The sequence below is a fragment of the Staphylococcus sp. FSL K6-3157 genome, assembly GCF_038005145.1.
GTDB classification, from domain to species: domain Bacteria; phylum Bacillota; class Bacilli; order Staphylococcales; family Staphylococcaceae; genus Staphylococcus; species Staphylococcus equorum.
Window position 1 is genome coordinate 2,492,629 of sequence record NZ_JBBOSM010000001.1, and the last position, 16,428, is coordinate 2,509,056.

The 16,428-nt window shown below is 39.4% G+C and carries 8 protein-coding genes, 1 tRNA gene, 3 rRNA genes and 1 other RNA gene; all 13 read right to left on the reverse strand.

Annotated features, from left to right (window positions below):
• Positions 1-1,266: 1,266 nt before the first annotated feature.
• Positions 1,267-1,381 (reverse strand): 5S ribosomal RNA (gene rrf, locus MHB47_RS12105).
• Between the two features lie 81 nt (positions 1,382-1,462).
• Positions 1,463-4,386, reverse strand: a 23S ribosomal RNA gene (locus MHB47_RS12110).
• Between the two features lie 288 nt (positions 4,387-4,674).
• A 16S ribosomal RNA gene (locus MHB47_RS12115) occupies positions 4,675-6,227 on the reverse strand.
• Together the 16S, 23S and 5S rRNA genes form the textbook arrangement of a ribosomal RNA operon.
• 539 nt (positions 6,228-6,766) lie before the next feature.
• Positions 6,767-7,363, reverse strand: a complete 597-nt coding sequence (gene recR, locus MHB47_RS12120; RefSeq protein WP_002505985.1) for a recombination mediator RecR — start codon at positions 7,361-7,363, stop codon at positions 6,767-6,769.
• A gap of 4 nt (positions 7,364-7,367) precedes the next feature.
• The gene (locus tag MHB47_RS12125) at positions 7,368-7,685 is read right to left on the reverse strand and encodes a YbaB/EbfC family nucleoid-associated protein (RefSeq protein WP_002484224.1); all 318 of its coding nucleotides are present in this window, start codon (positions 7,683-7,685) and stop codon (positions 7,368-7,370) included.
• 86 nt (positions 7,686-7,771) lie between these two features.
• On the reverse strand, positions 7,772-9,490 hold the full coding sequence (gene dnaX, locus MHB47_RS12130) for a DNA polymerase III subunit gamma/tau (RefSeq protein ID WP_340756901.1): 1,719 nt from the start codon (positions 9,488-9,490) through the stop codon (positions 7,772-7,774).
• Positions 9,491-9,549: 59 nt separating this feature from the next.
• Positions 9,550-10,080 (reverse strand): GNAT family N-acetyltransferase, encoded by a 531-nt coding sequence (locus MHB47_RS12135; RefSeq protein WP_340756903.1) that lies wholly within the window; start codon positions 10,078-10,080, stop codon positions 9,550-9,552.
• Between the two features lie 191 nt (positions 10,081-10,271).
• An RNA gene (gene ffs, locus MHB47_RS12140) (signal recognition particle sRNA large type) lies at positions 10,272-10,541 on the reverse strand.
• Between the two features lie 109 nt (positions 10,542-10,650).
• Positions 10,651-11,376, reverse strand: coding sequence for a trehalose operon repressor (gene treR / locus MHB47_RS12145; protein WP_340756905.1), 726 nt, complete (start codon positions 11,374-11,376; stop codon positions 10,651-10,653).
• A gap of 28 nt (positions 11,377-11,404) precedes the next feature.
• Positions 11,405-13,039 (reverse strand): alpha,alpha-phosphotrehalase, encoded by a 1,635-nt coding sequence (treC, locus tag MHB47_RS12150; protein ID WP_340756907.1) that lies wholly within the window; start codon positions 13,037-13,039, stop codon positions 11,405-11,407.
• 91 nt (positions 13,040-13,130) lie between these two features.
• Entirely contained in the window at positions 13,131-14,558 is a 1,428-nt protein-coding gene (gene treP / locus MHB47_RS12155; RefSeq protein WP_340756909.1) for a PTS system trehalose-specific EIIBC component, read from the reverse strand.
• 242 nt (positions 14,559-14,800) lie between these two features.
• Positions 14,801-14,893 (reverse strand) — tRNA-Ser (locus MHB47_RS12160).
• 60 nt (positions 14,894-14,953) lie between these two features.
• Positions 14,954-16,417: a glutamate synthase subunit beta gene (locus MHB47_RS12165; protein ID WP_340756911.1), complete on the reverse strand. Its 1,464-nt coding sequence runs from the start codon at positions 16,415-16,417 to the stop codon at positions 14,954-14,956.
• Between the last annotated feature and the right edge of the window lie 11 nt (positions 16,418-16,428).

Genomic DNA, 16,428 nt, shown 5'->3' on the forward strand with positions numbered 1-16,428 from the left:
AACAGTAAAATTTACACTATCGCTACAAAACTTACATTTATTAAACAAATATAATTCATTAAGGCTATATTATAGACGAATCTCTAGTAACTACAGTTCTTTCAATGCAGAAAATCAAAATATAAGGAGGCTTAATCCCTTTCTAAAATAGCTATATATCACTCTATTCGGAAAATTATTCACCATTCTTTTATCGTTGCTCACTGTGTTTTTCAAACTAATTCTCTAATTTATAATTTATATATTCTATTTCTTCCAAATGATAAACGTAAAAATTCCAAAAATATTGGTGTAATTATTCTTCTAAAAACTATAGATCAAGTAAAAATAATCTATGTCTTTGATTTTCTGAATATCAGAACTATTAAATAAATTCATATTTGTGCATTAAAAATTCACAAAAAGAAATTCCATACAAAAAAGGAATGACACTCTACTTCTTATACCAGTTGAAAAGTTGTATATTAACAGGCCATTTTGAATAATATAATCGAAAATTTTTACTGTATGCAGTAGTAAATTAAGCAAATACTAAACATTAACTAGAACTTTTGAACACTTTATTTAACTAAACAAAAAATAAATCACGTTTAATATAATCTTCAACTCTTTTATTCCTATAAACTACCACTTTTTAATTTATAAAGAACCACTTTTTCGCTTGCGAAATTAGTAGTTCTTATACAAGAGCACCAGCTCTTGTAATCCTTAAATTATTCTCATATCTCTTGGAACGAGATCCACACTATTTTTTGCATAAAAAAGAAACCTCTTAGTCTCGACTTCTCGTGCCTTAGCTGACTGTAAAAACTCTACTTTTCAATTTATTGAGGTTAGTAACTCTTACACATGATCTTATCTTATGTGTTCATGTCTTAAATCAGGTTTGCAGTTCTTCGATAAAGTACTACTCCTCAATTTATTGAGGCAAGTAGTACTTATGCAAGAGCCTCAGCTCTTATAATCATCTGTAGTTAAGCTCCTTTTGCGCACAAAAAAAGAGACCCTTTCGGGTCCCTAATTGCCTGGCAACGTCCTACTCTTGCGGAACGTAAGTCGGCTACCATCGGCACTAAGAAGCTTTTCTGGTGTAAGGCAAGCGTTCGCATCTTTTCTCACTTTCGCTCTTTCCTTACTCACTTACCGCTTGTAAGCTCATCTCGTCTTTCGCTCAGTTCGTCAGCTTCAAACGCTTTCTTAAACCAGATTTTTTGGAAGTTAAGCTCCTTTTGCGCACAAAAAAGAGACCCTTTCGGGTCCCTGATTGCCTGGCAACGTCCTACTCTTGCGGAACGTAAGTCCGACTACCATCGGCGCTAAGGAGCTTAACTACTGTGTTCGGCATGGGAACAGGTGTGACCTCCTTGCCATTGTCACCAGACAATGAACTGTATAAAAATTATACATTCAAAACTAGATAGTAAGTAAAATTTGATAATGCCAAACAAAACACTTTTTAAATTTGATTAAGTCTTCGATCGATTAGTATTCGTCAGCTCCACATATCGCTATGCTTCCACCTCGAACCTATTAACCTCATCATCTTTGAGGGATCTTATAACCGAAGTTGGGAAATCTCATCTTGAGGGGGGCTTCATGCTTAGATGCTTTCAGCACTTATCCCGTCCATACATAGCTACCCAGCGATGCCGTTGGCACGACAACTGGTACACCAGAGGTATGTCCATCCCGGTCCTCTCGTACTAAGGACAGCTCCTCTCAAATTTCCTGCGCCCACGACGGATAGGGACCGAACTGTCTCACGACGTTCTGAACCCAGCTCGCGTACCGCTTTAATGGGCGAACAGCCCAACCCTTGGGACCGACTACAGCCCCAGGATGCGATGAGCCGACATCGAGGTGCCAAACCTCCCCGTCGATGTGAACTCTTGGGGGAGATAAGCCTGTTATCCCCGGGGTAGCTTTTATCCGTTGAGCGATGGCCCTTCCATGCGGAACCACCGGATCACTAAGTCCGTCTTTCGACCCTGCTCGACTTGTAAGTCTCGCAGTCAAGCTTCCTTATGCCTTTACACTCTATGAATGATTTCCAACCATTCTGAGGAAACCTTTGAGCGCCTCCGTTACTCTTTAGGAGGCGACCGCCCCAGTCAAACTGTCCATCTGACACTGTCTCCCACCATGATAAATGGTGCGGGTTAGAAATCCAACACAGCAAGGGTAGTATCCCACCAACGCCTCGACGTAAGCTGGCGCTCACGTTTCAAAGGCTCCTACCTATCCTGTACAAGTTGTACCGAATTTCAATATCAGACTACAGTAAAGCTCCACGGGGTCTTTCCGTCCTGTCGCGGGTAACCTGCATCTTCACAGGTACTATGATTTCACCGAGTCTCTCGTTGAGACAGTGCCCAAATCGTTACGCCTTTCGTGCGGGTCGGAACTTACCCGACAAGGAATTTCGCTACCTTAGGACCGTTATAGTTACGGCCGCCGTTTACTGGGGCTTCGATTCGTAGCTTCGCCGAAGCTAACCACTCCTCTTAACCTTCCAGCACCGGGCAGGCGTCAGCCCCTATACATCACCTTACGGTTTAGCAGAGACCTGTGTTTTTGATAAACAGTCGCTTGGGCCTATTCACTGCGGCTCTCCTGGGCGTTAACCCTAAAGAGCACCCCTTCTCCCGAAGTTACGGGGTCATTTTGCCGAGTTCCTTAACGAGAGTTCGCTCGCTCACCTTAGAATTCTCATCTTGACTACCTGTGTCGGTTTGCGGTACGGGCACCAAAATTCTAGCTAGAGGCTTTTCTTGGCAGTGTGAAATCAACGACTCGAGGAAACAATTTCCTCTCCCCATCACAACTTGACCTTAAGAGTGCCGGATTTGCCTAACACTCAGTCTCATTGCTTGGACGTACAATCCAATAGTACGCTTCGCCTATCCTACTGCGTCCCCCCATCGCTTAAAACGAAATTTGGTGGTACAGGAATATCAACCTGTTATCCATCGCCTACGCCTATCGGCCTCAGCTTAGGACCCGACTAACCCAGAGCGGACGAGCCTTCCTCTGGAAACCTTAGTCAATCGGTGGACGGGATTCTCACCCGTCTTTCGCTACTCACACCGGCATTCTCACTTCTAAGCGCTCCACATGTCCTTGCGATCATGCTTCAACGCCCTTAGAACGCTCTCCTACCACTGTCCTTACGGACAATCCACAGCTTCGGTAATATGTTTAGCCCCGGTACATTTTCGGCGCAGTGTCACTCGACTAGTGAGCTATTACGCACTCTTTAAATGATGGCTGCTTCTAAGCCAACATACTAGTTGTCTGGGCAACGCCACATCCTTTTCCACTTAACATATATTTTGGGACCTTAGCTGGTGGTCTGGGCTGTTTCCCTTTCGAACACGGACCTTATCACCCGCGTTCTAACTCCTAAGATAAAATTGATTGGCATTCGGAGTTTGTCTGAATTCGGTAACCCGATAAGGGCCCCTCGTCCAAACAGTGCTCTACCTCCAATAATCATTACTTAAGGCTAGCCCTAAAGCTATTTCGGAGAGAACCAGCTATCTCCAGGTTCGATTGGAATTTCTCCGCTACCCACAACTCATCCGCTCACTTTTCAACGTAAGTCGGTTCGGCCCTCCATTCAGTGTTACCTGAACTTCAGCCTGGTCATGGGTAGATCACCTGGTTTCGGGTCTACGACCAAATACTCAACGCCCTATTCAGACTCGCTTTCGCTACGGCTCCACATTAACTGCTTAACCTTGCATCAAATCGTAACTCGCCGGTTCATTCTACAAAAGGCACGCCATCACCCATTAACGGGCTCTGACTACTTGTAAGCACACGGTTTCAAGTTCTATTTCACTCCCCTTCCGGGGTACTTTTCACCTTTCCCTCACGGTACTGGTTCACTATCGGTCACTAGAGAGTATTTAGCCTTGGGAGATGGTCCTCCCGGATTCCGACGGAATTTCTCGTGTTCCGTCGTACTCAGGATCCACTCAAGAGTGAACAAACTTTCGACTACAGGATTATTACCTTCTTTGATTCATCTTTCCAGATGATTCGTCTAATTTGTTCTTTTGTAACTCCGTATAGAGTGTCCTACAACCCCAACAAGCAAGCTCGTTGGTTTGGGCTCTTCCCGTTTCGCTCGCCGCTACTCAGGGAATCGATTTTTCTTTCTCTTCCTGCGGGTACTAAGATGTTTCAGTTCCCCGCGTCTGCCTTCAGATATGCTATGTATTCACATATCGATAACACGACATAACTCGTGTTGGGTTTCCCCATTCGGAAATCTCTGGATCAAAGCTTACTTACAGCTCCCCAAAGCATATCGTCGTTAGTAACGTCCTTCGTAGGCTTCTAGTGCCAAGGCATCCACCGTGCGCCCTTAATAACTTAATCTTTTCGACCTTCAACACGATAAAATCGGTTGAAAACCTAAAATGTTATTAATCTGTGAGTGTTCTTTCGAACACTAGCGATTATTTCTATTTTTTTGAATTCAAGCTTTTTAAAACTCTAATTCACTCGGTTTTGCTTGGTAAAATCATAAATTTTACTTACATATCTAGTTTTCAATGTACAAAATAACGCAATGAATACTCGTAATGAGCATTCAAAACTGAATGCAATATGTCAATGTCATTCCTCTTCATCTTCTCAAGGAAGATGTTCCGAATATATCCTTAGAAAGGAGGTGATCCAGCCGCACCTTCCGATACGGCTACCTTGTTACGACTTCACCCCAATCATTTGTCCCACCTTCGACGGCTAGCTCCATAAATGGTTACTCCACCGGCTTCGGGTGTTACAAACTCTCGTGGTGTGACGGGCGGTGTGTACAAGACCCGGGAACGTATTCACCGTAGCATGCTGATCTACGATTACTAGCGATTCCAGCTTCATGTAGTCGAGTTGCAGACTACAATCCGAACTGAGAACAACTTTATGGGATTTGCATGACCTCGCGGTTTAGCTGCCCTTTGTATTGTCCATTGTAGCACGTGTGTAGCCCAAATCATAAGGGGCATGATGATTTGACGTCATCCCCACCTTCCTCCGGTTTGTCACCGGCAGTCAACCTAGAGTGCCCAACTAAATGCTGGCAACTAAGTTTAAGGGTTGCGCTCGTTGCGGGACTTAACCCAACATCTCACGACACGAGCTGACGACAACCATGCACCACCTGTCACTTTGTCCCCCGAAGGGGAAGGCTCTATCTCTAGAGTTTTCAAAGGATGTCAAGATTTGGTAAGGTTCTTCGCGTTGCTTCGAATTAAACCACATGCTCCACCGCTTGTGCGGGTCCCCGTCAATTCCTTTGAGTTTCAACCTTGCGGTCGTACTCCCCAGGCGGAGTGCTTAATGCGTTAGCTGCAGCACTAAGGGGCGGAAACCCCCTAACACTTAGCACTCATCGTTTACGGCGTGGACTACCAGGGTATCTAATCCTGTTTGATCCCCACGCTTTCGCACATCAGCGTCAGTTACAGACCAGAAAGTCGCCTTCGCCACTGGTGTTCCTCCATATCTCTGCGCATTTCACCGCTACACATGGAATTCCACTTTCCTCTTCTGTACTCAAGTTTCCCAGTTTCCAATGACCCTCCACGGTTGAGCCGTGGGCTTTCACATCAGACTTAAGAAACCGCCTACGCGCGCTTTACGCCCAATAATTCCGGATAACGCTTGCCACCTACGTATTACCGCGGCTGCTGGCACGTAGTTAGCCGTGGCTTTCTGATTAGGTACCGTCAAGATGTGCACAGTTACTTACACATTTGTTCTTCCCTAATAACAGAGTTTTACGATCCGAAAACCTTCATCACTCACGCGGCGTTGCTCCGTCAGACTTTCGTCCATTGCGGAAGATTCCCTACTGCTGCCTCCCGTAGGAGTCTGGACCGTGTCTCAGTTCCAGTGTGGCCGATCACCCTCTCAGGTCGGCTACGTATCGTTGCCTTGGTAAGCCGTTACCTTACCAACTAGCTAATACGGCGCGGGTCCATCTATAAGTGATAGCAAAACCATCTTTTACTTTAGAACCATGCGGTTCCAAATGTTATCCGGCATTAGCTCCGGTTTCCCGAAGTTATTCCAGTCTTATAGGTAGGTTACCCACGTGTTACTCACCCGTCCGCCGCTAACTTCAAAGGAGCAAGCTCCTTATCTGTTCGCTCGACTTGCATGTATTAGGCACGCCGCCAGCGTTCATCCTGAGCCAGGATCAAACTCTCCATAAATGAATTATGATGTTTGATTAGCTCATAAAATACTAATTTGTGTGTTATCTCTAACACGTTTGAACCAACAATTTAATGTTGTGTTCGGAATTAACGTTGACATATTGCAATTCAGTTTTCAATGTTCATTTCTTAATCACAAGACTTAATTCTACAGGTTATAACTTGAAAAGTCAATAACTTTTTAAAATTAATTTTCGTTGTGTTTCGTATTTCTTTTTTGTATTTGTTGTGTTTGTCATGTTGTTTCGCTCTACTAGTAATACTATACACGCATAAAAACCTTTTAACAACTATAAAATTTACACTCTAATCGACTCACAACAACCTTTGAACACTAATAAGCATACTTTATTATAATAATTCATATTAAAGTTCGTTTTATAACCAGTAAACATCTAAAATCTATCTTCAAACCATTGGAACACACTTGTTACGCGTACTTTAAATTCTTTTACATATTTTTAATTTTATTTACAAATAATTAAAGCTACCTATATAGGTAGCTTTAATCCTTCATATATATATTTAATAATATACTACATCTCTGTTCGGCCCATAATCGCTTTCGACAATGTAACTTCATCAGCGTATTCTAAATCGCCACCTACAGAAAGACCTTGAGCTAATCTCGTTACAGTAACACCAATCGGTTTTACTAACCTCGAGATATACATCGCTGTAGATTCACCTTCTAGGTTTGGGTTCATCGCTAAGATAAGCTCTTTAACTTCTTCATCTTTCAAACGATTAATTAAACTCGGTATATTAATATCCTCTGGTCCAATACCATCCATTGGAGAAATAGAGCCATGTAACACGTGATATAAACCTTTATATTCACGCATCTTCTCCATAGCAATGACATCTTTATCATCTTCAACTACACAAATAATTGTGCGATCTCTCTGTTTATCTTGGCAAATGTAACATGGATCTTGTTCAGTTATATGTCCACATTCACTACAATAGGTAAGTTCTCGTTTAACATCCACTAAAGATTTAGCAAATTGGACAACATCGTCTTCTTTCATATCTAATACATGAAACGCCAGACGTTGAGCGGTCTTCGGCCCAATGCCTGGCAGTTTCATGAAACTGTCAATAAGTTTTGAAATCGGTTCAGGATAGTGCATATGATCACATTCCAGGAATGTTTAAGCCTTGAGTGTGCTTGCCTAAGCGTTCTTGTGTAAGTTCATCAGCTTTATTCATTGCTTCATTCGTTGCAGCAATCACTAAGTCTTGTAACATTTCAATATCGTCTGGATCTACCGCTTCTTCTTTTATTTCTACATCTAGTACTTCTTTATGACCTGATACCGTTACAGTAACCATGCCACCACCAGCTGTACCTTGTACTTTCTCTTCTTTTAATTTCTCTTGCTCTTCGCCCATTTTCTTTTGCATTTTTTGCATTTGTTTCATCATTTGTTGCATATTTCCGCCACCGCGCATAAATTTTTCCTCCTTGAATCTTCTATATCATTTTTATGATTATTCTTTCGTTTCATTATACATGCCTTTTTATTCATTGTCATGTATCACTCTTCATCTATTACATTTACAGTACTCTCACCAAATAAATCTTTAGCTTTTTGAACAACGTCAACTTCTTCCGTTACTTCCGGAGTAGAGGATTGGCTATTACTTTCACCTTCTGTTGCTGTGCTACTCTTTCTATTTTGTAGATATTCCGTTCTAACTTTCATCCATTGATCGGCAGGCACACCTACAACTTTGACTGTTTTATCGATGATTTTACAAACAACATTCTCAATATTCTCCCGTTTTTCATCATCTTTATTAACAATTTCACAGTGTATTTCTTCTTCAAACTTAATCAGAACGTGCGTTTCACTTGCTGCAACTGGTTCTGAATTTTGCAAGAGGCTCACTAACGATTTCATATCATTGCCTTTCGCGTGATTAATGACCTCTTCCCAATGGTCTTTCAATTGCTTAATATCATCTTTATTGGCTTTGTCTAATACTTTAGCAATTTGTTGCATAGAAAAAGTGTTCTTAGACTGCCCACCTTTGTTGGTAGTTCGTTTAGTTTGTTGAGGCGTGTTGCTCGTAGTCACACCTTGCGCTTTTATAGTCTTCAATTCACTTTCTAACTGTTCCATTCTTTGCAACAGAACGTCATTATTAGGTTCTGTTGCAATACCTGTAGTCGCTACTGTTTGAACGCTCTCGGGTTTTTCTTTTATCATTTCAGCGATTTTAACTAGTAATACTTCGAAATGTACACTTTGATTTACACTGAATCGAATCGAAACGAGTGTATCATTGATGATATCAATCATTTTATAAAGAACATCTAAATCAAAATGCATTAATGCATCATATTCAGTTTCTACATTAGAAGTCTTATTCATTATCGTATCTCTCACAAAATAAATCATATCGTTAATCAAACGATTGACTTCTTTACCTTGTGATATGAATTGGTGGTAAGTTGAAAAAGCACTTTTCACATCTCCTTGAACTACTTCTTTCAGTAATTCATTTAAGGCACTAGCATCTACACTACCAGTTACGTTCAGTGCATCTTGTAACGTGAGGTGCTCATCTCCAAAAGCAATGGCTTGGTCCATGATACTTAACGCATCACGCATACCACCTTCTGACGCTTTCGCAATAAATCCCAATGCAGCAGTATCGTATTCAATTTCTTGCGAGTTTGCTACAAACTTTAAACGTTCAACAATTTCATCTTCACTAATTGCTTTAAAATCAAACCTTTGTGATCTTGAAATAATCGTCGGAGGTATTTTGTGAGGTTCTGTCGTCGCTAATATAAATATTGCATGTGCTGGTGGCTCTTCTAACGTTTTAAGCAACGCGTTAAAAGCACCCGTTGTTAGCATATGTACCTCATCTATAATATATACTTTGAATTTCGATTCACTAGGTGCATATTTAACTTTATCTCTAATGTTTCTTATTTCATCTACACCGTTATTACTTGCTGCATCAATTTCAATGACATCTGAATTCGTTCCACGCGTGATTCCTTTACATATTGCACATTCATTACAAGGTTCACCATCGGTACGTTCAAGACAGTTTATGGCTTTTGCGAACACTTTTGCAATACTCGTTTTACCTGTTCCTCTAGGCCCGCTAAATATATAAGCATGGGATTGTTTACTTTTAGCAATCGCATTACGTAGTGTCTTAGTTACATGCTCCTGACCTACAACATCTTCAAAGCTTTGCGGTCGGAACATTCTATATAAAGCTTGATAATTCACTTTCGCACCTCCAATAGCATTCATCAACTATTATAGCATTGTACTTTATACTTTGAATATCAATTAAAAGATTCTGGATAAACCACTTTTCCATTAGGTTGCTCTGTTAGTTGTTCCCAAAGGAATTTGACCATAAAATTTTTCGAAGGTAAATCAAATGGACTGTATATATGGTATTGTTCCGCTTCTTCATAACCTAATTTGCTGTAATACTCCACAGCTCCTAAGACAATAATCGTTGTATAACCCTGCGCTTTTGCTCTCTCTTCTGCTGCTTGCACGAGTGCTTTTCCCAACCCCATATTTCTATATGCTGGTAAAACAGATAGTGGCGCTAATGCTAATGCAGTAAAGCTTGTTTCTTCATTAACGATTTGGATTTCTGATAACAAAATATGACCGATTACTTCACCGTCATCATTTTTCGCGACAACTTCTAACTCATAGTTATATTCTAAAGTTTTTCTCAATTTCACAACTAACGCTTGCTCATCATGCTGTGACTCAGCGATATCTTCAAACGCAGATTTTATTGTTTCTAAACTTGTTTCATAATCATTTTCAGTTAAAGTACTTAAGTATATTTGCATAGACATCCCCCTTGTAACGTTTAATTTCCAAACTTTGACTCAACAACATCGGCTTTGCGAGAAGTTTTAAACGATACCAACATCCTATCAAAGTATTCCTTATATTTTAATATAAAAAAAGAGCGACTGCTATCAAAAGATACGTCGCTCAGTATTTATATAAGTTTATTTCATTATTTAAAAAATTAAAACCGTGCACCTTCACTTCGAATGTGTATCACAAACGTAACCAAAGTCGTTAGCTAAATCTCGGCAACCCTACGGCACATACGATAATCCACTTAATGCTGCTTCCGTCAGGACCTGACATGGTTCGTGGGTTCATATTGCATAGGACCGAGATCTTCAAACACTACGTGCTTTGGGCAGACTTCACAAAAACACACCCTTAGCAAAGGAATTCAGTCTCGCGTAAAGCGGATTTCGAGTACAGGGAACCGCTACCTCCCCACTTAGCACGGCAAAATATATCATACTATAATTTAACAACTGATTGCAAGTATAACCTATCCTAGATACTATATCTTCATTATATAATTCACATTATAGTCATTTTTACGATAAAATACATTACCTTTTGTGACGTCTAGAAAAATCATTGAATTTAAACTCTGTAGCTAAGTGTTTCGAAATATTATATTGGAATATTGTAGTATCTTTCAAATGTACAATGCCTCGAACTGTTGCCGTATATGGTGGTGCCACATCGCCAAATATTTCTTGTTCTCTTTCTCCGAAGCCCTCAAACGTAATCGACTTATTAGAGTAGCTAATTTCTAAACCTAATATATCTTCTATATACTCATATAGTGATGCTTTAGCAATCTCCGTAGTAATGTTCGGGACAATTCCTTCTATTAAGTAATCTTCATCTATAATCTTTACTCTGCCTTCTATTTTTCTAATTCGAACGATATGCCACAATACTGTTCCTTGTCGAACATTCAAGGCCTTTTGTACTTTAGGAACTTCACCTGCAGTTATCTTTTCAAACACCTTGACGTCAGTTTCATGTCGCAAGCCTAATCCTTGTTGAACTTCTCTAAAACTGGTTAAATCTGCAAAAGGAAATTCTGTTAAGCCTTGATAGATAACAACCGAACCTTTGCCGCGAATCTTCTGAATCATACCGTCTCTCACTAATAAGTTCAGTGCTTTACGTACTGTTTCACGAGAGGCACTATAGGTTTCTACTAACTCATGCTCAGATGGCAATTGAGTGCCATACGATATGCGTGACTCTATGATGTCTGTACGTATTGTTTCATATATCGTAATAAATTTTTTCTGTGTCATGCGCGCTCACTCACTGCCCTTTTCTAAATTATTGTGCAATTACAATTGCGCCAAATCCATCAATTAATTCATGTGTTACTTCACCATGTTGGATAATAATTTCTCCCTCAATAGCTAAATCTGCTGGAATCGTTACTTGTTCATTTGAAAAGTTTGCAATAACAAGCCACGTTTCATCATTATAATGGCGTTTATAAACAAACAACTCATTATGCTCCATATATAAAGGTTCTATACCCCCATACGTAATAATATCGTGTTCATGACGTAATTGAATCAAATGTCTATAAGTGTGCAATATAGATGATTCATCTTTAATAGCCGCTTCAACATTGATTTTATCAAAATTATTTGGAACATCAATCCATGGAGTACCAGTAGTAAAGCCCGCGTTCTCTGTATCAGTCCATTGAACTGGTGTTCTTGAAGTATCGCGAGATTTTTGTCCTAATATAGTAATAATTTCTTCTTCTTTATAACCTGCATCTTTCATATTTTGATAAGCATTTAAAGATTCAACATCACGATACTGGTCAATGTTTTCAAAATCTGGATTTGTCATACCGATTTCTTCACCTTGGAAAATATAAGGCGTGCCTTGCAACATATGCAGTACAGTAGCTAACATCTTAGCACTTTGTTTACGCATTCGTTCAGACGAGTCATCACCAAAACGAGAAACAACACGAGGCTGGTCATGGTTACACCAGAATATTGCGTTCCAACCGCCCCCTTCATATATACCAAGTTGCCATTCCATAAGTATATCTTTTAATTTATGGAAATCTAATTTAGCATTCGTCCATTTTTCACCATCGGCATAATCTACTTTTAAATGATGGAAATTAAAGACACTACTTAATTCTTGGCGCTTAGTATTCGTATATTTAATACAGTGATCTATTGTAGTTGAGGACATTTCACCAACCGTCATTATGTCTTTGTCTCCAAACGTACGACGGTTCATCTCATGTACATATTCATGTACGCGTGGTCCATCTGTATAAAACTCTTTGCCGATTTTTTCAGAGTCTTTAAACTCACCTTTAGAAATCAAATTAAGCACATCAAATCTAAATCCATCTACACCAAAACTAATCCAGTGGTTAACAATGTCATATAAAGCATCTCGTACCTCAGGATTATCCCAATTTAAATCAGCTTGAGTAACGTCGAATAGGTGCAAATAATATTCATTTGTTTTTTCATCATATTTCCATGCATTACCACCAAATTTTGACTCCCAGTTTGTCGGTGGTTGATTATCTGCTGATCGTCTAAAGAAGTAATAATCTCTATAAGGACTTTCTTTATCTGCATATGCTTGTTTAAACCATTCATGTTTTGTAGAGGTATGATTAATTACAATATCCATCATAACTTTTAAATCACGCTTATGCGCTTCACTTACTAATGTTTCAAGATCTTCTATTGTTCCAAATTTTTCATTAATTTTGTAATAGTTACTAATATCATAACCATTATCGTTCATTGGCGATTCATATACTGGTGTTAACCAAATGTAATCTACACCTAGATATTGTAAATAATCTAGTTTTTCAATAATACCTTGTAAATCACCTTCTCCATTACCTGTTGTATCATTAAATGATTTTGGATAAATTTGATAAACAACTGATTTTCTCCAATCATTATGTGCCATAACAATTACCACCTTTTCTTTTACTGTTTTCAAAAAGAAACTCGCTAATGAATTTTAGCGAGTTTAATTGTACTTATCTATATAACTTAAATTATTTTTCAACCATTTCTTTTGTTTCTTCTTTACTAAATCTTGATAGAACAACAGTTAAAATTGCTGGTACGACAATTGCTAAAAGAGTACAAATAGCATATATTAACCAGAAATCCTTTTGGATAGAAATAATAGCTGGCACGCCGCCTACGCCTACGCTACCTAGCACACGACTTGCACCTATAATACCACCTATCACACAAGATGTTGAAATCGCTGCTAGAAATGGATATTTTAGTGGTAAGTTCACCCCGAATAATGCTGGCTCTGTTACACCTAAGAAACCTGAAATACCTGAAGTCATAGCAAGACCTTGTTCTTTGCCCATTTTACGTCTTCTATAGACAAACCATGCGCCAAATGCTGCTGACCCTTGGCAAATGTTAGATATTGCAAGAATCGGCCATAGGTATGTGCCGCCAAGACTACTTCCCATTAATTGGAAATCTACCGCTAAGAACATATGGTGTAAACCTGTGATAACGAGTGGTGCATAGAACAGACCATAAAGTGCGCCACCTAACCAACCAGCATGTTCAAAGACAAATGTCACGCCTTCTGTAATTCCTGTACCAAGCCATAATGCAACTGGCCCAATAACTATAAATGCTAAGAAACCTGTAATCAGTAGCGCTACTGGACCTACAACTAACATTTTAATTGAATCATGAATATATTTATTTAAGAACTTCTCAATTTGAGCTAATACATAAGCTGCAAGTAAAATCGGCAACACTTGCCCTTCATAGTTCAATTGCTTAATTTCTAAACCGAAAATATCCCAAGTAGGAATATTACCACTAGCAATATCATATTGTGAAGCTAATTGTGGATTCATTAAAATTAAGCCTAGTACTAGACCAAGTATTTGACTCCCACCAAACACGCGCATACTACTCCAACCAATTAATGCTGGTAAGAATATGAATGCTGTACTTGCAATTACATTGATAATATTAGAGATATCTCCAAGTTGAGGAAATTGTTCTACTAACGGTTTAGGACCAAATAGCCCTTCCATCGTAAGTAAATTATTAATCCCCATAAGTAAACCAGCAGTAACAATTGCCGGTAAGATTGGAATAAATATGTCCCCCAACAATTTAATCAATCTTTGGACCGGATTACCCTTTTTAGCCGCTGCAGCTTTCGCGTCATCTTTTGACGCTTCACCTACACCTGTTTCTTCAATGAATTGTTTGTAAACTTCATCGACTGTGCCTGGACCAATGACAATTTGATACTGTTTATCAGCTTTGAATTGTCCTTTTACTAAATCGTTATCACCCAATCGGTCCTTATCTACTTTATCATCATCTTTCAAGACAAGTCGCAAACGCGTTACACAGTGTGTTGCTGTGTCCAAGTTGTCTTTGCCCCCAATAGCTTCGACTATATCTTGCACATCTTTCTTTTTAACTGCCATGATGATTCACTCCCTTTTTCTTTTAACATCACTGAAAGTATAACTTGTATAGACAAGTTTTGTAAAGGCTTTCATGTTAATTTAAAAAAATAATGTTATTTTCATGTTTTTGTATAATAATTTCAATAAATCCATTTAATTATTATACAATACCCTAAAACGGCAAATAAAAAAGACAAGTACTCAATACACGATTGATTACTTGTCTACTCTATTTATTAGTCTTAGTTTTTATAATATTATGGCGGAGGAAGAGGGATTCGAACCCCCGCGGGCCGTTAAGCCCCTGTCGGTTTTCAAGACCGATCCCTTCAGCCGGGCTTGGGTATTCCTCCAAATAAATACATTATTTATAATATTATAGCCCGTTTCAAAAGTCAATTAAAATTTCAGCACTATACCAACGCTTTTTCTTTTAAGTAAGCATCTACTGAATCTGCTACAGCTCTTCCTTCTTGAATAGCCCAAACCACAAGGCTCTGTCCCCTTCTCGCATCGCCTGCTGCAAATATATGTGGTTGATTCGTTCTAAAATCTTTATTATCAGCCACAATTTTATTACGTTTGGTTTGAATATCGAAAGCATGAGGCACTGTCGTTTCTGTACCGACAAAACCGATAGACAATAAGACTAGGTCTGCTGGCCAGTGACGTTCTGTACCATCCACCACGACCATGCCATCTTCTGTTTCTTCAAGTATTTGAGTATAAACACCTTTTACATTGCCGATACGATCAACATCGTAACGCATCGTCTGTACGCCATATGCACGTGGTTCAAAACCAAAACGTGACTCATATTCTTTATGCGCGTAGTCCATCTTGAATACAGGCATTGCTAATGGCCAGTATGTGTTCTCATCAAATGTAATCTCTTCTGGCTGCTTTGTGTATTTATTAAATTGAACGATAGACTTACAATTTTCACGCAGTGCTGTCGCTACACAGTCAGCACCTGTATCACCAGCACCAATAACTATAACATTTTTCCCTTTAGCCGAAATTTCAGGTTCGTTAATTTCTCCATTTAAAAATTGCCCTTGTTCAGTTAAATAATCCATTGCAAAGTGAATTCCAAATCCCATGCGCCCTTCCAATGGTAAATCTCTCGCATTTTGTGAACCTGTACAAAGTATAATTGCATCGTGTCGTTCATTTAATTCATCACGACTCACGTCTACACCAATTTCTGTATCTGTCATAAACTCAATACCTGATTGTTTCATCACTTCAATTCTACGACGTACGACATCTTTATCTAATTTCATATTAGGAATACCATACATTAGAAGCCCACCCGCTTCATGTGCACGTTCATATACTGTTACTTTGTATCCTAGTTTATTCAATTCATCTGCCGCTGTTAACCCAGCTGGACCACTGCCGACGATTGCTACTGTTTCAGATTGACGTTGCTCAGGCTTTGTTGGTTTAACCCAGCCATTTTCATAAGCTTCATCAATAATAGTGCGCTCAATACCTTTGATAGCCACAGATTCACGATTAATTTTCATCACACATGAATGTTCGCAAGGCGCAGGACAAACGCGCCCCGTAAATTCTGGAAAGTTATTTGTCTCGCTCAAGCGTTCATATGCTGTTTTAAAATCTTTTCTATAAACGAGATCGTTCCATTCCGGAATATAATTCCCAATTGGGCAACCAATCGTTTCTTTTCCATGAGGTTCTCCCGTTTGGCAAAATGGGGTCCCACAATCCATACAACGTGCACCTTGTTCTGCTGCTTCATCTTTAGTAAACCTCTGTTGAAAGGCATCGTGATTACTTATACGTTCAACCAATGACAATTCATCTAATTGTTGTTTGTCATAATTCATAAATCCTTTGAATTCGCCCATGACAAATCCCC